At 57.5% G+C, this 18,113-nt stretch carries 16 protein-coding genes; 3 read left to right on the forward strand and 13 right to left on the reverse strand.

The window, feature by feature from the left end:
• Positions 1-337: 337 nt before the first annotated feature.
• The 5 genes from ACYSMN_RS05440 to ACYSMN_RS05460 all read right to left on the reverse strand — a co-directional run bounded on the left by ACYSMN_RS05440 (position 338) and on the right by ACYSMN_RS05460 (position 6,613).
• Positions 338-868, reverse strand: a complete 531-nt coding sequence (locus tag ACYSMN_RS05440; protein WP_488922836.1) for a hypothetical protein — start codon at positions 866-868, stop codon at positions 338-340.
• A 325-nt stretch (positions 869-1,193) separates the two neighbouring features.
• On the reverse strand, positions 1,194-2,948 hold the full coding sequence (locus ACYSMN_RS05445; RefSeq protein ID WP_488922837.1) for a tetratricopeptide repeat protein: 1,755 nt from the start codon (positions 2,946-2,948) through the stop codon (positions 1,194-1,196).
• 440 nt (positions 2,949-3,388) lie between these two features.
• Complete coding sequence (locus ACYSMN_RS05450; protein ID WP_488922838.1) at positions 3,389-3,595, reverse strand: hypothetical protein; 207 nt, start codon at positions 3,593-3,595, stop codon at positions 3,389-3,391.
• Between the two features lie 96 nt (positions 3,596-3,691).
• Positions 3,692-5,119 carry a dihydrolipoamide acetyltransferase family protein gene (locus tag ACYSMN_RS05455; protein ID WP_488922839.1) on the reverse strand — a complete coding sequence of 476 codons (1,428 nt, stop codon included), beginning with the start codon at positions 5,117-5,119 and terminating at the stop codon, positions 3,692-3,694.
• Between the two features lie 237 nt (positions 5,120-5,356).
• On the reverse strand, positions 5,357-6,613 hold the full coding sequence (locus ACYSMN_RS05460) for a competence/damage-inducible protein A (protein ID WP_488922840.1): 1,257 nt from the start codon (positions 6,611-6,613) through the stop codon (positions 5,357-5,359).
• A 100-nt stretch (positions 6,614-6,713) separates the two neighbouring features.
• Here ACYSMN_RS05460 and ACYSMN_RS05465 point away from each other — a divergent pair, with 100 nt between their 5' ends.
• Together ACYSMN_RS05465 and ACYSMN_RS05470 are read left to right on the forward strand one after the other, a co-directional pair.
• Positions 6,714-7,520: a DUF4197 domain-containing protein gene (locus ACYSMN_RS05465; protein ID WP_488922841.1), complete on the forward strand. Its 807-nt coding sequence runs from the start codon at positions 6,714-6,716 to the stop codon at positions 7,518-7,520.
• A 368-nt stretch (positions 7,521-7,888) separates the two neighbouring features.
• A complete protein-coding gene (locus ACYSMN_RS05470) occupies positions 7,889-8,662 on the forward strand; it encodes a DUF4197 domain-containing protein (RefSeq protein ID WP_488922842.1) in 774 nt (257 codons plus the stop codon).
• A gap of 125 nt (positions 8,663-8,787) precedes the next feature.
• On the opposite strand, the gene ACYSMN_RS05475 is transcribed toward ACYSMN_RS05470, so the two are convergent.
• The 8 genes from ACYSMN_RS05475 to ACYSMN_RS05510 form a co-directional block, all read right to left on the reverse strand.
• Complete coding sequence (locus ACYSMN_RS05475; RefSeq protein WP_488922843.1) at positions 8,788-9,144, reverse strand: hypothetical protein; 357 nt, start codon at positions 9,142-9,144, stop codon at positions 8,788-8,790.
• 129 nt (positions 9,145-9,273) lie between these two features.
• Entirely contained in the window at positions 9,274-9,849 is a 576-nt protein-coding gene (locus ACYSMN_RS05480; protein ID WP_488922844.1) for a Uma2 family endonuclease, read from the reverse strand.
• Between the two features lie 39 nt (positions 9,850-9,888).
• Positions 9,889-10,515 (reverse strand): Uma2 family endonuclease, encoded by a 627-nt coding sequence (locus ACYSMN_RS05485; RefSeq protein WP_488922845.1) that lies wholly within the window; start codon positions 10,513-10,515, stop codon positions 9,889-9,891.
• 48 nt (positions 10,516-10,563) lie between these two features.
• Positions 10,564-11,199 carry an ABC transporter ATP-binding protein gene (locus tag ACYSMN_RS05490; RefSeq protein ID WP_488922846.1) on the reverse strand — a complete coding sequence of 212 codons (636 nt, stop codon included), beginning with the start codon at positions 11,197-11,199 and terminating at the stop codon, positions 10,564-10,566.
• A 103-nt stretch (positions 11,200-11,302) separates the two neighbouring features.
• Positions 11,303-12,100 carry an acyl-ACP--UDP-N-acetylglucosamine O-acyltransferase gene (gene lpxA / locus ACYSMN_RS05495; RefSeq protein ID WP_488922847.1) on the reverse strand — a complete coding sequence of 266 codons (798 nt, stop codon included), beginning with the start codon at positions 12,098-12,100 and terminating at the stop codon, positions 11,303-11,305.
• 118 nt (positions 12,101-12,218) lie between these two features.
• Positions 12,219-13,613, reverse strand: coding sequence for a bifunctional UDP-3-O-[3-hydroxymyristoyl] N-acetylglucosamine deacetylase/3-hydroxyacyl-ACP dehydratase (locus ACYSMN_RS05500; protein ID WP_488922848.1), 1,395 nt, complete (start codon positions 13,611-13,613; stop codon positions 12,219-12,221).
• A gap of 119 nt (positions 13,614-13,732) precedes the next feature.
• Positions 13,733-14,773, reverse strand: coding sequence for a UDP-3-O-(3-hydroxymyristoyl)glucosamine N-acyltransferase (lpxD, locus tag ACYSMN_RS05505; protein WP_488922849.1), 1,041 nt, complete (start codon positions 14,771-14,773; stop codon positions 13,733-13,735).
• A gap of 149 nt (positions 14,774-14,922) precedes the next feature.
• On the reverse strand, positions 14,923-16,152 hold the full coding sequence (locus tag ACYSMN_RS05510; RefSeq protein WP_488922850.1) for an HD domain-containing protein: 1,230 nt from the start codon (positions 16,150-16,152) through the stop codon (positions 14,923-14,925).
• Between the two features lie 360 nt (positions 16,153-16,512).
• Here ACYSMN_RS05510 and porX point away from each other — a divergent pair, with 360 nt between their 5' ends.
• Positions 16,513-18,081, forward strand: a complete 1,569-nt coding sequence (gene porX / locus ACYSMN_RS05515) for a T9SS response regulator signal transducer PorX (protein ID WP_488922851.1) — start codon at positions 16,513-16,515, stop codon at positions 18,079-18,081.
• Positions 18,082-18,113: the final 32 nt, after the last annotated feature.

Raw genomic sequence — 18,113 nt, forward strand, 5'->3', positions numbered from 1 at the left:
TCTCATTCTTACTACCATTTTACTACCGATATGCCGCCCCTCCGGGGCTTCCCGTAGGCCGCCGGGCGCAAGTCCTTGAGCGGTTTCGGCGTCAGTGTATGGCGGGGTTGGTAGGGGCAGGTCCCACCTTGGTGGCTACTTCTTCTTAAACCGCCCTGAGTAGTGGGGCGACGGACTGAAGTCCGTGCCACAAGCAGCGACCCGGCAACGGCTTGTGGCACGGACTTCAGTCCGTCGCCCGTCTACCTACCGCCCGTCTACCTACCGCCCGTCTACCTGCCGCCCGTCTACCTACCGCCCGTCTACCTACCGCCGCGGGCCTAGAGCGGTTTCGGCGTCAGGGTCCGGCAGGAACGGCCTCTACGCACACGCATCCCGAAACCACTCTAATGTGAATAGTAAAAAGTGGCGAAAAGACGCCTGCCCGGACCAGATGGACCCTCTTACCAACGATGGTAATGACATTCCACACGCGCAGACCTGTCTTACCACAAGCGGTAAGGCTATCCAGCAAATAGTCAAGTTTCCAAGCGGGTAAGAAGCCGCCTGCCCTCAACAGACAGATGCCTTCACGATTCATCGTGAAGGCATCCTGCAAGTGAAAACCTGCCCCACGATCCATCGTGAGGGTACCCAACAGGCGTAGACCAGCTTCACGACTCATCGTGAAGGTCTCAGGCAAGCGCAGACCTGCCTCACGATGAATCGTGAGGATATCCTGCAACCGAAGTATTGCTTCACGATGGATCGTGAAGGTACCCAGCAAACGAAATGCGGCTTCACGATCCATCGTGAGGCCGCATTTCGTTTGCTGAATAGAGGTCCAAACGTTTGGAAAGAGCTCCACGCTTGCAGAATGGCTTTCCAAATGTTTGGACGAAGGAAATCACGCGTCGGGCCTTCATCCAAACGTTTGGAAGCAGGTCTACGCGCGTCAGAGGTCTTTCCAAACGTTTGGATAGAGGTCTACAGGTGTCAGAAGTCTTTCCAAACGTTTGGAAGGAGGTCTACGGGCGTCGGATACCTTTCCAAACGTTTGGAAGGAGGTCCACGCGTGTCGGATGGTCATCCAAACGTTTGGATGGAGGTCTACGCGTGATTTCCTCCTTCCAAACGTTTGGACGCCGGGGAGCGCGCTAGCTGACAGGCTCATCGTAAGGAATGAGGTAGATGGTTCGCCCGCCTTCAGGCTGTCAGGTGCGGGGGCGCGGGGCGGGGCCCGGCTTGCTCGCCAAATCAGGGCTCTTAGCATCCGCCTGCCGGGCCAAAAAGGACTGCGCGGCTCTTAGCTCCGGTCTGGTGGAGCCGGCAGGTGGCGCAACCGCTAGCAGCTGCTGGTAATACTGGCGGGCTTTGGTTGAATTGCCAGCTCGCTCGGCCGCTAACCCGGCCCCGTAGAGAGCATTGAAGCGCCTCGGATGCTTTTGTAAGTCGGCCTCGTAGGCGGCCAGCGCCCGCGCTGGTTGCTGCAATTGCAATAGCATGTCGGCCAGCAGCTCACGGGCAGGAATGACTTCACCGGGCGTGACCGGGTGCTTTTCGGTGTTGTCTTCCAGCTCAGCGGCTAAAGTCATCAGCCGCAGGGCTTCGTCCGGCTTTCCGGCTTGCAGCTGCATCCACGCCTGGCCAGCAGTAATCTGAATGTGGACCTGGTTGGCTTTGTAGGAATCCTTCTGCTGTACCAGGGCCGCCTCTAGCTGCTTGAGCTTATCCAGCTCCCCCTGGGCGGCCTTCTCATCTTTGGTATGCACGGCCCCCATGAGCCGGGTGAAACGGAGGATGGCGTGCTGCCAGGGAAATTTCTCCCACGCAAAAAGAGTCTGCTGGCTCTGTAGCGCGGCAGCTTCCTGCCAGCGCTTGTTTTCGAGCAGGTAGCGGGCCGGAACAGCCGCGAAAGTGTACGCCACTTTGAAGGTGACCGGCTGCACTTTCGTAATAGTGTCCAGGTACTGCCACTGGCGTTTCGCCCGGGTATTGTCGCCCTTTTGCAGGTAGGCATACACGAGGTAATCCACGCCGTGCAGCTCTTCATCCCAGTGGCCTTTAATGCCTGCTTGCTGCGCGTAGCATTGGGCCGCGGAAACGGACTCCAGATTGGACGTTATGCTTTCATCCCACAGCCCCAGCCGGGTGAAAATGTGGGAAGGCATGTGCAGGGCGTGGGCCGAAGAAGGCGCCACCGACGCATACCGGCGGGCGGCCGGCAACGCCCGCTCCGCCAGCGCGGGCACATCGTAGGCGTGAATGAGGTAGTGCACGACGCCAGGATGGTCCAAATTGTTTGGATACAACGCCTCCAGGATGGCCCCGGCCTTCTTTTGCCTGGTAAATGTGGTGTCGGTTGGCTTGGCCGCGGCCGTCAGCGCCAAGGCGTGGAAAATGGCCGCCTCTTTGTCTTGTGGGTACTTCCGGGCGAGTTGTTCCGTGGCTTTTTCAAACCGTACGCAGCGGGTAGGGTGGTCCACGGTAGCCCAATCCTGGTAGAAGGCGCCCACCGCCGCCAGATAATCGGCTTCCCGAGCTGAGGGGCGCGGCAGGCCTTGCGCGATGGCCAAAGCTTGCGCGCCTTTCTGTAGCTCGGGCTCGGAAGGAGGCATCCAGAGCGGGTGAAAGTTGCTCATCGCCACCCCCCAATACGCCATGGCACAATCCGGCTGCTTACTTAGGATGGCCGCGAATACCTTCTCCGCTTCCTCGTACTCGAAGGAGTGCAACAGCTTCAACCCCAGCGCGAAATCAGCTTGCAACTCGGGCCGGCACGAAACCGGAAAATCAACCACGCCAAACTGCTGGTTCGGCACTCCGCACATAATGGGCGAACCCGCTTTCAGGTTCAGCCCGCTTACGGTTTGGCTGGATGGAGGCTGCTTCTTCTGGCTGCAAGATTCACCTAACCCGGCCAGCAAGAGGCCAAGCACGAGGGAGAAAAGGAGGCGTGCGTTTTTCATGACCCAAACCACGGATTGGTTGAACAACCACTCGCCCGGTCGATAAGCTTTGGACGCTTTTCCAGGAGCCAACCAAGCCGCCATTATCCTCGGGCTGTGTAGGATGAAACTACACAAATCCAGTGTAGCCCTCAAGCGGGAAGACGCCATCAGTAACCACCCCACACCGGAAATTTATCCCAGGAGCCGTGCTCCACCAACTTGAGCAACCTAGCATTCAGCTGGCGGAGCATGCTGCTCAGCATAGCTATAAAACAAAGTATACAGCCTCTGCACGGCCTTTTCTACTCTTACGTTGTGCTTTCCTTCCACCGGAGCAGTCCTGTTCCGGGCGCGTATGTGGCCGGTTTTCCTGCTCGGCTGCCTCACATGATTATGTGAGGCAGCCAGGCCAGTCAAGGCACCGTTACCAATGCTGAATATGGCAGCAAAAAGGCACTTTACTCGCCCACTTTCAGGCTATCGGGCACGGGGCCACGGGTGGCGGTGGTGAGCTGGTTCTGAAGCTGGAAGTTCACTTGGTTGCAGTCGTTGAACTGACGTTGCGAGAGTTTCAGTGCTTCTTCGGTCTTGTCGAGGCGTTGGTAGAGGTAGATGATAAGCGCCAGTGAAACCACCAGGGCGACGAGAGAAACGACTTTATTCATGAAGTTTAATGGTTAAATGGCTTAATGGTTAAATGGTTGGTCGTTCAACGAATTAGCAGAACGACCAACCATTCAACCATTAAGCCATTTAACAATTCAAATTGAAGTATTCGGGTCGAACTGCTCCAGATAGTCGGCCACGCGGCGCACGAACATGCCGCCGAGCGAGCCATCGACTACGCGGTGGTCGTAGGAGTGGGAGAGGAACATGAAGTGGCGCACACCGATCAGGTCGCCCTGCGGCGTTTCGATGACGGCGGGCTTCTTCTTGATAGCACCCACGGCCATGATGGCCACCTGCGGCTGCATAATGATGGGCGTGCCCATCACGTTGCCGAACGAGCCTACGTTGCTGACGGTGTAAGTGCCGCCTTCCAGGTCTTCGGGCTTGAGCTTGTTCTGACGGGCGCGGTTGGCGAGGTCGTTCACGCGCTTGCTCAGGCCGTTGAGATTGAGCTGGTCGGCGTTGTGAATCACGGGCACGATGAGGTTGCCAGAGGGCAGGGCCACGGCCACGCCAATGTTGATGTCGCGCTTCTTGATGATGTAGTCCCCATCTACCGACACATTGATGTTGGGGAAGTCCTGAATGGCGCGCGCAATGGCCTGAATGAAAATGGGCGTGAAGGTCAGGTTTTCGCCCTCACGCTTCTTGTAGGTGTCCTTATGCTTGTTGCGCCAGTTCACGATGTCCGTCACGTCGGCCTCTACGAAGGAAGTAACGTGCGGCGAAATCCGCTTGGAATCCACCATGCGCTGGGCAATCATCTTACGCATGCGGTCCATTTCAATCAGCTCCTGCGCCCCACTCACCGAAGGCGCGGCTTTGGGCGCGGCGGTCGAAGTGCTGGCAGCAGACTGTGCGGCGGGTTGCGCGGCGGCAACAGGCTGCGGCGTGGTCGGAGTGGAAGCAGCAGCGGTCGGAACTGGCGTAGCGGCGGGTGCCGTTTGCGAGGCGGGCGCGGCTTGCTGGCTTAGGGGCTGCTTGCCATTGGTTACGTAGTCGAGGATATCTTTCTTGGTCACGCGGCCTTCGCTGCCAGTGCCAGGCAGATACTCCAGATCCGCCATCGAAATACCTTCTTCGCGGGCAATGCTGAGCACCAGTGGCGAGTAGAAACGGCCGGGCTGCGGCTGTGCTGTACTAGCGGCAACGGCCGGTGCCGGGTTGGTCTGCGGAGTGGTGGCCTCAGGCAAATAGGGCAGTTCAGCCGTGCCATTATCGGCTGAAGGCTCGGCAGCAGCTGGCGTAGCGGCCAGAGCGGCAGCGCCAGCGGTGGCCACGTCGGTTTCAACGATGGCGATGGGCGCGCCCACGGCCACCACCTGGCCTTCCTGCACCAGAATCTCCTGCAACACGCCGGCGTGGATGGCGGGCACTTCGGTATCGACTTTGTCGGTAGCCACTTCCAGCACCGATTCGTCCTGCTCAATGGTGTCGCCTACTCGTTTGAGCCATTTCAAAACGGTGCCTTCCATGATGGATTCGCCCATCTTGGGCATCGTCATTTCCACTCGTGCCATGCGGGTTGGGGTAGAGGTTGAGATATTGGGTGGGGAATTTTCGGACTCAAAGGTAACCGAAAACCAGAAGGCCTCGCACGCCGGAGTCACTCAATCACCGGAATGAGTTTTGGAGCGACTATCCGTTTTCCAAGAAATAACGCAGGCCAAGAATGCCTCAACAGGAGACGTGAAGCAGCTAGGCGCAGCTTTTGTCGCCTAGCGTCATGTCAACAATGGCTACCCAGCCAAGGCGTGCTAGTTAGCATCTGGTAGGCTCTTGCGCAGTAAGTCCAACGCCATCGTCACGGTGTATTCCACGTTGAGTTGGCGGCCCCGGTTGAAGGTGAACTTGCGGCTCACGGTTTGGTGGGCGTCGGCGTAAGCAAGGCAGATAGTGCCCACGGGCTTGTCGGGCGTGCCGCCATCGGGGCCGGCAATACCGCTGGTGGCTAACGCCACGTCTACACCAAGGCGGGCGCGGGCGCCTTCGGCCATTTGGCGCACGGCTTCTTCGCTCACGGCTCCGTGCGCAGCCAGCGTTTCGGGCCGCACGCCTAGCTCCTGCGTTTTGATGTCGTTGTGGTAAGCCACGATGCTGCCGCGGAAGTAGCGCGAACTGCCCGGTACACTCGTGATTTTGTGCGCTAGCAGGCCACCCGTGCAGCTTTCGGCGGTGCCCATGGTGAGGCCGCGCTCTTGCAGCAGCGTTCCAATAGCATCTTCAAGCTTCACTTCGCCTTCCGCGAATATGTACTCTCCGATACGGGTGCGCAGTTCCGGTAGCAACGCTTCCATGCGCTGGCGCAGATCGGGTTGGCCGTCGGCGTGGCCGGTGAGACGCAGGCGTACGCCGCCGAGATAGGGCAGGTAGGCCAGCTTGATGTTGGACGGTAGGGCCGTTTCCCAATCGGCAATTTTCTCTGCCAGAAACGACTCGCCCATGCCCACCGTCTGCACCACCACGTGCTCGATGGGCGGTACCTGAAACTGCGTTTGCAGGCGCGGCAGCACGTGTTCCGTCATCAGGTACTTCATCTCATGCGGCACGCCGGGCATGCTCACGAACACCGTACCCTGGTCGTCGAACCACATGCCCGGTGCCGTACCCACTGCGTTAAATAGCACGTCACAGTTGGCGGGCACCAGCGCTTGCTGGCGATTCACCTCCAGCATGGGGCGGTTGAAGCGGCGGAAAATGTCTTCGACGTGGGTGAGCGTGGGTTGGTGCAATACCAGCTCGGCGCCAAAGTAACGAGCCAGCACGTGCTTGGTGAGGTCGTCTTTGGTGGGGCCCAGGCCGCCGGTGATGAGCACCACCTGGGCGCGCTGCCGGGCTTGGTCGAGTGCCGCTACAATCTCATCGGCGCGGTCCGAAACGCTGGAAATCTGCCGGATGCGCAGCCCAATTTTTGCCAGCTCCTGACCCATGAAGGCCGAGTTGGTGTCGATGACTTGCCCGTAAAGCAGTTCGTCGCCAATGGTCATGATTTCTACGTCGGGCAGCAGCGGCATAAGGAGCAGGTTAGGATGAGAAGGGGATTTGGCGCAATTTGGCATCCCCGACGCGTAAGACCGCCACGTTGGCGTTCTGGTTTTCGTCGTTTACTACTTTATGCCCGCATTTCGTACTCTTCTCGTAACTCTCTCGTTGGCGCTAGTAGCTCCGGTAGCCGTGCAGGCCCAGACTAAGACTACAACTACCAAGAAAACCACGACCACCAAAAAAGCCCCGGCTAAGACCACAACGGCCAAAACGGCCGCGAAAACGACTACCACTAAACCGGTGGTAGTAGCGGCCCCGGTAAAAATCCCCCTCACTGCCGACGAAGCCAATGGCGGCCTGAAAGAAGCCCTCACGCAAAGCATCAAGCGCAGCGTGGAGCAAGCCTCCGCCACCGATGGCTTCAACGGCAACGCCGACATCCGCATTCCGTTTCCGCCCGAAGCTGAATTGGTGTCGGCTATGATGCGCAAGCTGCGCCTGGGGGCTTTGGTTGATAATTTCGAAGTGGCCTTGAACCGCGGCGCCGAAACGGCCGCCAAAGAAGCTACCCCCATTTTCTTGGGCGCAGTACAAAACCTGAGTTTCCAGGATGCCTTGGGCCTGGCCACCAGCAAAGAGAACGACGCGGCCACCACTTTTCTTTACGAGAAGACGAATACCGAACTCAAAACGGCCTTTCAGCCCATCATCAAACAGTCGCTCGACCAAACCGGCGCCACCAAGTTGTATGCCGAAATGGTGAGCCGCTACAACAAGATTCCGCTCGTAACGCCTCTGAACTCCGATTTGAACGCCTACGCCAGCGAGAAGACGGTAGATGGCTTGTTCACGCTCATCGCGGCCGAAGAAGCCCGCATCCGGGCCAACCCCACCGCCCGCGGCAGTGAGCTGCTCAAGCGGGTATTCGGGAAGTAGATAGATACTTCAAGACATTGTTTCGGCCGGTGAATTGATGCGCCAAGGCGCCCAATCACTGGCCGAAACTTTATTCTCACGTCTGCCGGTCTGCTGGCTTTTTCGCCAGCTGACCGGTCGCCGCCAGAACGATGCCGCTTAACAGGTTTCTAACTGAAGCTGTTGTATCAAAGCATAGTCAGACATACTGCGGGACCATTCTTCGAATTATGGAGACTTTCAGCGCTATGGCTTGTGGCCTACGCAAGCAACATCAGCGTACTTCGACCGGTCAGCTGGCGAAAAGCCAGCAGACCGGCGGGTGTCAGCACACGGTCAGGTGGTTTGGTCCGGTTTATGTCTAGGGCCTAACGAAACCGTCCTGCACTATGAACAACCGCCTCTTCACCGCCCTGCTGCTTGCTTTGCTGACACTACAATTTCAAGCCAGCGCCCAACTGATTCGCCTGCCTAAAATCGGCGACATCAAGCTGCCAACTCCAACACGTGCCGGCTCAACCATCGGCTCGACCAGTAGAAGCCAAGGCGGCCTCACCAATGCCGAAGCTGCGAGCGGCTTGAAGGAGGCCCTGGCTCAAGGTATCAGCAAAGGTGCCGACCAAGCCTCCCAAACTGACGGGTTTTACCTTAACAAGCTTATCCGCATTCCTTTCCCGCCCGATGCCCAACGCGTTGCCAACACCCTGCGCACGGTTGGACTCGGCGGTCAGGTCGATAAGTTTGAGCTGGCTCTGAACCGGGGCGCGGAAGACGCATCTAAAAGCGCCAAACCCATCTTTTTATCGGCCATCAAGAGCCTGACCTTTTCGGATGTCTGGAACATCCTGACGGGCGAGAAAAACGCGGCTACGCAATACCTGCAACGCACCACTAGCTCGCAGCTAAGCACCGCCTTCAAGCCCATCATCCAGCAAAGTCTGAGTAAAGTAGGTGCCACCCGCTACTACACCGACCTCACCACGCGCTACAACCAGATTCCGCTCGTCACGCCCGTGCAAACCGACCTGAACCAGTACGCCACCGACCGAGCTATTGGTGGGCTGTTCACGCTCATCGCGCAGGAAGAAGCCAATATTCGTGAGAATCCCGTGGCCCGCACTACCGAATTGCTCAAGCGAGTGTTTGGCGGCAAAAGAGCGTAATAGCAGCAATGCCTGCCATTGTAACAGTAGCAACATTCAACGAAAAAGACCCTGTGTGCAACACACGGGGTCTTTTTTATGAGTGATTCGACTAATCGACGGTGCGGGATGGATTCTATGACCGATTAAAAATCGTCGTCGAAGCCCGTGCTGCCACGGCCGGTGCGGCGGCTACCAAAATCCTCCTCGTCGTCTTCATCATCGAAGTCGTCGTCATCGTCGAGGCTGCTGAATCCGCTGCTGCCGTCGGGGTCTTCGGCGGCTTCGGCCGTGGTGTACTCTTCTTCCGTCATGCTGGCTAGGTCCAGCGCCTCGTCGTGCGAGGAGCCGGTGTCGCGCCACATCAGGTAGTCGGCGTACTTGGCGGAGAGCTGGTCTTCGGAGGAACCGCGAGTTTTGCTGCCGCCGGTTTTCGCGAAGGTATCCAGCTCGTCGTCATCGTCGAAGTTGTCGTCGTCGAGGTCGTCGTCGTGTTGTCTCATGGCCTTTGTCAGGGGCGTGAAAGAATGAAAGATTGGGGATTTGGTCCGATGGTTCGTGGCTGCGAAGATACGGGCTGAAAGGTTATGTGGTTGGCGGAATCACGAAGTTTTGTGGCTTGAAAGTGGGTTTCAGGCAGTCAGAAGTACTTTACGGTAGAGTTCCGCGAGCGGCAGCTCTAGGTGCAGAACAGGTAGCGAAAGCACTGCTTGCGGACCCTCAACTTTCTGATATATCCAAGTGCCCGCCGCCCCGCGAGAGTGCGTGCCGACCACCATGCGCCGGCTATCTACCAGCACGTAATGGTACAGGCTGGGAATGCTCTTACATAACATAAACTTGCTCTGCCGGCCGTTTTTGGCAGTGCTCGGCGAAATTACTTCAATCAGCACCACCGGATTGAGCAGCGTGTCAAGGTAAGTTTCATCCAAGTACTGCTCCTCACCGCATACCACCGATACGTCGGGGTAAGTGTAGAGCCCATTGGCTGGCACATGCACGCGCATGTCGCTCGGAAACACATTACACGTGTCGCCTAGCCTGTTGCCTAAACCAATAATGAGGTTAGACACCAGCAAATTATGCGCTCTGCTGGCCCCGGACATGGCAAATACTTCTCCATCATAGTATTCGCTCTTGAAGTCCGCGGCGCGTTCGGCGGCCAGGTACTCTTCGGCAGTGACGTAAGGCTTGGGCTGAGCAGACATGGCAGGTTGAGAAATAGGGAAATAAATGTCAACAGCAGCTCACGAAGAAGCTTCTGACGAGCCTTCCGCCGCACGAAACGGTACTTTACGGTACACTTCTGCCAAGGGTAGCTCCAGTTGCAGAAGTGGTAGTGGCGCTACGGCGTCTGGATTGGTAAACGCCTCGAAAATCCATTTCTCACTCTCCGCCCGCGTATACACGGATACCTCCATTTCCTTGGTTTCAACCAGCACGTAGTGTTGCAGGCTAGGAATGGAACGGTAGTACAGAAATTTGCTGCCCCGGTCGTGCTTGCCGGTGCTCTTTGAAATTACCTCAATGAGCAATGTTGGATTTAGCAGCGTATCAAGATGGGCATCGGGCCGGAACTCCGGCGGCCCACACACCACCGACACGTCGGGGTAGGAGTAGAGGCCGGCGGCACTGGTTTGTAGACGCATGTCGCTGGCGCGCACGGTGCAGTCCCGGTCTCGTATCTGATTGCCTATCAGGATAACCAAATTACTCACAATAAGCGTGTGCTCGTTGCTGGCACCCGCCATGGCGTGAACTTCGCCCTGGTAGTACTCGTGCTTGAACTCCGCCTCGCGCTCCGCCGCCAGATACTCTTCGGGCGTGATGAACGGTTTAGCGGGCGGAAAATACGGTTGGGGCTGGGCAGACATAGCAAGTAGGGCTTTACCAAAACTACTCAGACGGCCGCAAACCAGCACCTAGCGCGCTGCCCGCGCCCCAAAGTCCGTCACGTTTAGCTGCTCGGAGCAGAAATCATACTCCTCTGGCACATTCGACGAAACCAGTACCGTGCGCCCAGCTAGTGTGGCGCGCACGTGTTCCTGGTACCAGGCCACACCGGCTCGGTCGAGGTTAGTGGTTGGTTCGTCGAGTAGCAGCAGAGGGGTATCAGCGTAGAGAGCTAGGGCCAGCTTGAGGCGCTGCTTCATGCCCGACGAAAAGTCGCGGATTAGCTTGTGGCGCGAGTTTTCCAGGTACATCAGCTCCGTAAGCCGAGTAGGAGAGAGGCCGGGCCGCAACGGTTTGAAGCGGGTGTGAAAACGTAGCAGCTCCGTGAGCGTCAGTTCCTCAATCAGCTCCAAATAAGGCGCCGCGTAGGCTAGCAGGGGCGGAACTTCTTCCACGGGTACCGGGCGGCCCTGATGCACGTAGGATAAGGTGCCGGCGGTGGGCAACAACTGGCCCGACAGCGTATTGAGCAAGGTGCTTTTACCCGCGCCGTTGGGCCCCAGCACAGCCGTGGCCGTGCCCGGCTGAAAGGTGTGCGTCAGGTTGCGGAAAATCCATTCGCGGGCGTATCGTTTGCCGAGCCCGCTGGCTTCAATCTGCATCATAGAGAAGTGAGACGGTGAGACCTGAGAAGTGAGACTTTGTACTGGTGCAAGCGCCGCCAGAACGTAGTCTCACCTCTCAGGTCTCACTGTCTCAGGTCTAATATTAATCTGCACCGTTGCCGCCGCGCGAATAGCCTTTGATAATGCCCCGGCCCGAATTGCGCACGAAGTTCACCACCTCATCACGCTCCGGTGAGGGCGCTAGTTCCAACTCGATCTTGTCGAGCGCGTCGTTGTTGTTCATGCCACCCAGGAACAGTAGGCGGTAGAGCTGCTGGATTTCGGAAATCTTCTGGTCCGAAAAGCCCCGGCGGCGCAGCCCGATGCTATTGATACCCGAATACGTAAGCGGTTCGCGGCCCGCTTTCACGAATGGTGGCACGTCTTTCCGCACTAAAGACCCCCCCGAAATCATGGCGTGCGGGCCTACTTTCACAAACTGATGCACCGCCGAAGTGCCACCAATAATGGCATGGTCGCCGATTTCGACGTGGCCGGCTAGCTGCACGGCGTTGGCCAGCACACAGTTGTCGCCGATGATACAGTCGTGGGCTACGTGTACGTAGGCCATCAGCAGGCAATTGGCGCCCACTACGGTTTTGAGCCGGTCTACGGTGCCGCGGTTCACGGTCACGCATTCCCGAATGACGGTGTTGTCGCCGATGTGCACTGTAGTTTTCTCGCCCGCAAACTTGAGGTCCTGGGGCATGGCGGCAATAACGGCGCCAGGAAATATCTTGCAATTCTTACCGATACGGGCCCCAGCCATAATGGTAACGTTGGAGCCAATCCAAGTACCTTCCCCGACTTCCACATCCTTATCAATGGTCGTGAAAGGCTCCACGACCACGTTTTGGGCAATTTTGGCTTCCGGATGGATGTAGGCGAGCGGCTGGTTCATTCGTTGATTAATTAGTAATTAAGAATTAATAATTACTAGTTAAGAATGTCTCAACGCTCCACGAGGCGAATGTCGTATGAGAATTATTCATTCTTAATTACTAATTATTAATTGAGAATTAAGCGTCCTTACGAACGATACTGGCGGACATTTCGGCTTCCATCACCACTTTCCCGTTCACGAAAGCTTGGCCCTTCATCTTGGCGATGCCGCGCTTGATGGGCGCCAGCAGTTGGCAGCGGAAAATGAGCGTGTCGCCGGGAATTACCTTGCGGCGGAAACGGCAATTCTCGATGCCCATGAAGTAGGTCCAGTAATTCTCCGGATCAGTTACGGTGTTGAGCACCAGAATGCCGCCGGTTTGGGCCATAGCTTCAATCTGCAACACCCCGGGCATCACCGGGTTGCCGGGGAAGTGGCCCATGAAAAACGGCTCATTGATCGTCACATTCTTCACGCCCGTTACCGTGGTGGCGTCGAGATGAATGATTTTGTCGATGAGTAGAAAGGGATAGCGGTGCGGCAGCGTGGCCGAAATCTGGTTGATGTCCATCACCGGCGTCCGCGAAGCATCGTAGCTAGGAATCGGCGACGAATCGGCTTCCAGCATCTTCTTCTTGATCTTTTTGGCGAAAGCCACGTTGGCCGCGTGGCCAGGGCGAGCTGCCAAGATCTGGCCTTTCAATGGCCGACCGACTAGGGCTAAATCGCCCACCATGTCGAGGAGCTTGTGGCGGGCGGGCTCGTTTTTGTGGCGCAGGTCCACGTTGTTGAGGATGCCTTCCTTCTTCACGGCCACTTTGGGTTTGCCCAGCATGGTGGCTAGCTCTGTCAGCTCATCTTCGCTCACCACGCGGTCTACTACTACAATGGCGTTGCTGAGGTCGCCGCCGCGGATGAGGTTCTGCTTGTAGAGCGTTTCCAGCTCGTGCAGGAAGCAGAAGGTGCGCGACGAGGAAATTTCGCCTTTGAAATGGCTGATGTCGGTGAGGGAGGCGTGTTGGGAGCCCAGGACCGGCGAATTGTAATCCACCATCACTGTAAGACGGTAGTCGTTCAGGGGCAAGGCGGCAATTTCTACGGCCCGGCCATTATCCAGGAAGCGGATTTCTTCAGGAATCTCGAAGTAGTTGCGAAGTGCGTTCTGCTCTTCCAGTCCGGCTTCTTCCAGCGCCTGAATGAACTCGTAGCTGGAACCGTCCATGATGGGTGGCTCGGGGCCGTCGAGCTGAATCAGGACGTTGTCGAGCTGCAAGCCTACCAGCGCGGCCAGTGTGTGCTCCACGGTGTTGACGCGGGCGCCATTCTGCTCAATTGTGGTGCCGCGCGAAAGGTCTACCACGTTGTCCACGTCGGCATCCACGATGGGCTGGCCGGGTAAATCCACGCGCTGAAATTTGTAGCCGTGGTTTACGGGTGCCGGGCAAAACGTCATGGTAGCCTGCACGCCGGTATGAAGGCCGATGCCACTCACGGTGACGGGCGCCTTGATAGTATGTTGCTTGTCGTTCATTTACAGGAGCTAGGAGCTGGGAGCTAGAAGCTAGGAGCGTGGTAAAGAAGATGGAACGCCAGAACAGCCCTTTCTTCTAGCTCCTGACTCCTAGCTTCTAGCTCCTCAGGGCTGCAAAGCTAGGACTTTTCCGGCGGGTTTGTGTTGCGCTCCAACTGGCTAAGGCGGCGCTCCAAGTCGGGTAGATGGCGGAAAACGGCGTTGGCGCGCAGACTGTCGCGCAGGTTGAAGGCGGGCGCGCCCTGCAAGAACTGGCCTTCTACCTTGATGGATTTGCCCACGCCCGACTGTGCCGTAACGGTCGTCCGGTTCGCCAGCGAAAGGTGCCCCGCAATGCCTGCTTGGCCCGCCAGTACGCAGAAATCTCCGATTTTGGTGGAGCCGGAAATGCCAGTTTGCGCGGCTACCACCGTGTGCCGGCCAATCTCCACGTTATGAGCAATCTGCACGAGGTTATCGATTTTGGCACCTTCCCGGATAATGGTAGAGCCCAGCGTAGCGCAGTCGATGGTGGCGTTGGCGCCGACGCTCACGTTGTCTTCCAGCACCACGTTGCCGATCTGCGGAATGGGGCGATAGGAGCCGTCGGGCTGCGGGGCGAAACCGAATCCATCGGACCCAATAACGGCGCCGGCATGAATGACGCACCGGGCCCCAATCACCGTCTCGGCGTAGATTTTGGCTCCGGGGTACAAGATAGTGCCATCCCCAATGGTGCACCGGTCGCCGATGTACACGTGCGGAAAAATCACCACGTCGTTACCAATCCGGCAGTTCTGCCCGATGTAGGAAAAGGCGCCGCGGTAGTGGTTGTCGCCGATGGTGGAGTTTTCGCCCAGGTAGGCTGGTTCTTCTACGCCTCGTTTGCCGGTGCGCGTGGCCTGCTGATAGAATTCAAGCAACGTGGTGAAGCTCGTGTACGGGTCGTCGACGCGGATGAGGGCCGTAGCCACGGGTTGCTTCAACTCCAGCGTGCGGCTCACGATGACGGCGGAGGCGCCGGTGGTGTAGAGGTGGGGCTCGTATTTGAGGTTGGATAGAAAGGAAAGGGCGCCGGTTTGCGCCTCCTCAATCTTGGCCAAACGGTCAATCCGCTGGCTTGCGTCGCCTTCTACCGCGCCGCGCAACACTTCTGCTATCTGGCCTACCGTAAATTCCATAGGGGGCAAAAGTAGAGAAATTTAGTGCTTAGTACCTGGTGCTTGGTGCTCAGGTTCTTCGGATTTCTCCCCGCAGATTCACGCAAAGCAGGTTCTCTCTTTCCGTAGTAGAACAACCTAAGCACTATGCACCAGGCACTAAGCACTGGTCACAAAATTTCCTTCGGATAGCAGATATAATGTTTCTCCACGCGCTGGCCCAGGGCTTTGATGTTGGGTAGGTCGGAGGCTTCGGCTACGTTGATGACGCGGCCACGCTTGGTGAGTACGTCAATAGTGTCCTGGCCGTCGGCGTCGTAGGCGTTGTTGCTGATGCGGCCGGCAATCATGAGCTGGGCGGCGTCGTTGGGCGGCAGGCCGAAACGCTCGGCAATCAACTCCACGATGCCAAGCTGGAAATCTTCCTCGAAGGGCTCGGCTTGCAAACTGATTTTGAACAGGCGCCGGTCGAGGATGCTTTGGGCGAGGTAGTTGAGTACTTTGTCGGGGTGGTCGGCCCAGAGCTTTACGGCGCTCCACACGTCGGTATCATCGAGGCGGGTGAAGCGGCGCAGGATTTTATCGTCGGCCTCAAACTCCGGCTGCGTCACGTTGCGCGACAAGAAGAAATGCAGGGCGGGCGAGGCAGGCACTTCTACGCCGCTGCGTACCAGGTCGCGGGCGCGCTGCATGATGCGAATCACCATCTGCTCGGCGCTGGTCACGGTTTTGTGCAGGTACACTTGCCAGTACATCAGCCGGCGGCTCACCAGAAAGTTTTCGATGCTGTATACGGCTTTTTCTTCGAGCACCAGCCGTTCGTTCACCACGGTCAGCATCTTGATGAGGCGGTCGGCGCCGGGGCGGCCTTCCTGCACGCCGGTGTAGAACGAGTCGCGGTTGAGGTAGTCGAGCCGGTCCATGTCGAGCTGGCTGCTGACGAGCTGGTGGAAAAACGGCCGGTGGTAGGTGCCCTGAAAGATGGCAATGGCCAAATCCAGCGCCCCGCCAAACTCAGCGTTCAGCTTCTGCATCAAGTGCAGGCTGATTTGCTCGTGGTGGACATCATGAAAAATGCTGCGCTCCAGTGCGTGGGAGAGGGGGCCGTGGCCGATGTCGTGAAGCAGGATGGCGGCCTGCGCCGCTTCGCCCTCCCGGGCCGTGATGGCGACACCCTTGTCTTTGAGTGTGCGCAGGGCCAGCGTCATGAGGTGCATGGCGCCTAGCGCGTGGTGAAAGCGCGTGTGCAGCGCCCCCGGATACACGAACATGGTGAGGCCCAATTGCTGAATGCGCCGCAGCCGCTGGAAATAGGAGTGTTCAATCAGGTCGAACAACAGCTCGGTTGGAATCGTGACAAAGCCGTACACCGGGTCGTTGAAGATTTTCTTTTTGTTCATAAGAAGTAGCGCGAAGTCCTGGATGCGCGCGTCGGGGAAGGGCTAATTAGGGATTGTTGCGCGCTTGTCGGGCAACGATGCGCGAAGCTGGAGCTTCGCGCTACAGGTAGTCGGCGGAACTCAAATCAACTATTTTCCGCTTCTTTACGGCGGAGTTACGGCGAAATATCGGCGGCCGATAATTTTTTCAGAACCAAAAGTCAGGGATTGGGAGTAAAGCTACTTACGAAACAGCAGTTGCAACCTGCGCACTGGGTTTAGCCTCTTTGGGGCAAACTATGCCGCGCGGGCTGCTGTTGAATAAAAGCTCGTTCAACGACGCGCCACGCAGGAGCTTGGCGTTACACTTAAGACCCTACCATGCAACAATACTCCATCCTCTGGGCCGACGACGAAATTGACCTGCTCAAGCCGCACATTCTCTTTCTGAAGGAGAAAGGCTACGAAGTCACCGGCGTCAATTCCGGAGCCGATGCCATCGAACAAATTCAGGAGCAAACCTACGACATCGTCTTTCTGGACGAGAATATGCCCGGCCTCACGGGCCTGGAAACCCTCACCGAAATCAAAGCCGTGCGCCCGACCGTGCCGGTGGTGATGATTACGAAAAGCGAGGAAGAACACATTATGGAAGAGGCCATCGGCAGCAAAATTGCCGATTACCTCATCAAGCCCGTCAACCCGAGCCAGATTCTACTCTCGGTGAAAAAGGTGCTCGACAACAAGCGCCTCGTATCCGAAAAAACCAATTCCGGCTACCAGCGCGACTTCCGCCAGCTGGGTATGCAACTCTCCGACCGGCTCTCGCCGAGCGAGTGGGCCGACGTGTACAAGAAGCTGGTGTACTGGGAGCTGGAAATCAACGAGACGGAAGGCAAGAGCATGGCCGACGTTTTCAACATGCAGAAGGACGAGGCCAATACCTACTTCGGCCGCTTCATCACGGAAAACTACGAGGACTGGGTGAACGGCGACGATAAGGACGCCCCGCTCATGTCGCACCAACTGTTCAAGGACCGCGTGTTTCCGCTCATGAAAGCCACCGGCGAGCAGCCCGTGTACTTCGTGCTGATCGACAACCTGCGCTACGACCAGTGGAAGATACTGGAGCCCATCATCGCCGAGCTGTTCACCGTGGACCAGGAGGAAATGTACTACTCCATTCTGCCCACCACCACGGCCTACGCGCGCAACGCCATCTTCTCAGGCATGATGCCCGGCGACATCCAGAAGAAGTACCCCAACCTGTGGGTGTGGGATGATGACGACGAGGGCAAAAACCTGCACGAGCAGGAATTCATGGAAATCAACTTCCAGAAGGCCGGCCAGAAGCAGAAGTTCAGCTACAACAAGGTCACCAACCTGCAAGCCGGCAAGGACCTGCTGGGCAAAATGGCCAACCTGCACAACAACCACAAGCTCAACGTCATCGTCTACAACTTCGTGGACATGCTCTCGCACGCTCGCACCGACATGGCCATGATTCGGGAGCTGGCCGCCGATGAGTCGGCGTACCGCAGCATTACGCGCTCGTGGTTCCTGCACTCGCCGCTGTACGAGATGCTCCAGCAGATTTCCGAGCGCAAAGGCAAACTCGTTATCACCACCGACCACGGCACCATCCGCGTGCGGCGCCCCTACAAAATCGTGGGCGACCGGAACACCAACACCAACCTGCGCTACAAGCACGGCAAAAACCTGGGCTTCGACGACTCCAAGGACGTGTACACGGTGCGCAAACCAGAGCGCATCTTCCTGCCCCGCGAAAACGTGAGCACGGCCTACGTCTTCACCGTCGGCGACTATTTCTTCGCCTACCCCAACAACTACAACTACTACGTGAACTACTACAAGGACACGTTCCAGCACGGCGGCATTTCGTTGGAAGAATGCATCATCCCGTACATCACGCTGACGCCGAAAGGGTAGGGATGAAGATTGATTTATAGCAAATAAAAAAG

The organism is Hymenobacter sp. M1-2, assembly GCF_057808495.1.

Excerpts from the sequence above, each read along its gene's own strand:
- porX (WP_488922851.1), top strand. The coding sequence starts at position 16,513 with ATGCAACAATACTCCATCCTCTGGGCCGACGACGAAATTGACCTGCTC.
- ACYSMN_RS05490 (WP_488922846.1), bottom strand. The coding sequence starts at position 11,199 with ATGATGCAGATTGAAGCCAGCGGGCTCGGCAAACGATACGCCCGCGAA.
- ACYSMN_RS05445 (WP_488922837.1), bottom strand. The coding sequence starts at position 2,948 with ATGAAAAACGCACGCCTCCTTTTCTCCCTCGTGCTTGGCCTCTTGCTG.
- ACYSMN_RS05455 (WP_488922839.1), bottom strand. The coding sequence starts at position 5,119 with ATGGCACGAGTGGAAATGACGATGCCCAAGATGGGCGAATCCATCATG.
- ACYSMN_RS05465 (WP_488922841.1), top strand. The coding sequence starts at position 6,714 with ATGCCCGCATTTCGTACTCTTCTCGTAACTCTCTCGTTGGCGCTAGTA.
- lpxA (WP_488922847.1), bottom strand. The coding sequence starts at position 12,100 with ATGAACCAGCCGCTCGCCTACATCCATCCGGAAGCCAAAATTGCCCAA.
- ACYSMN_RS05510 (WP_488922850.1), bottom strand. The coding sequence starts at position 16,152 with ATGAACAAAAAGAAAATCTTCAACGACCCGGTGTACGGCTTTGTCACG.
- ACYSMN_RS05470 (WP_488922842.1), top strand. The coding sequence starts at position 7,889 with ATGAACAACCGCCTCTTCACCGCCCTGCTGCTTGCTTTGCTGACACTA.
- ACYSMN_RS05500 (WP_488922848.1), bottom strand. The coding sequence starts at position 13,613 with ATGAACGACAAGCAACATACTATCAAGGCGCCCGTCACCGTGAGTGGC.
- ACYSMN_RS05485 (WP_488922845.1), bottom strand. The coding sequence starts at position 10,515 with ATGTCTGCCCAGCCCCAACCGTATTTTCCGCCCGCTAAACCGTTCATC.
- ACYSMN_RS05480 (WP_488922844.1), bottom strand. The coding sequence starts at position 9,849 with ATGTCTGCTCAGCCCAAGCCTTACGTCACTGCCGAAGAGTACCTGGCC.
- lpxD (WP_488922849.1), bottom strand. The coding sequence starts at position 14,773 with ATGGAATTTACGGTAGGCCAGATAGCAGAAGTGTTGCGCGGCGCGGTA.
- ACYSMN_RS05460 (WP_488922840.1), bottom strand. The coding sequence starts at position 6,613 with ATGCCGCTGCTGCCCGACGTAGAAATCATGACCATTGGCGACGAACTG.
- ACYSMN_RS05450 (WP_488922838.1), bottom strand. The coding sequence starts at position 3,595 with ATGAATAAAGTCGTTTCTCTCGTCGCCCTGGTGGTTTCACTGGCGCTT.
- ACYSMN_RS05475 (WP_488922843.1), bottom strand. The coding sequence starts at position 9,144 with ATGAGACAACACGACGACGACCTCGACGACGACAACTTCGACGATGAC.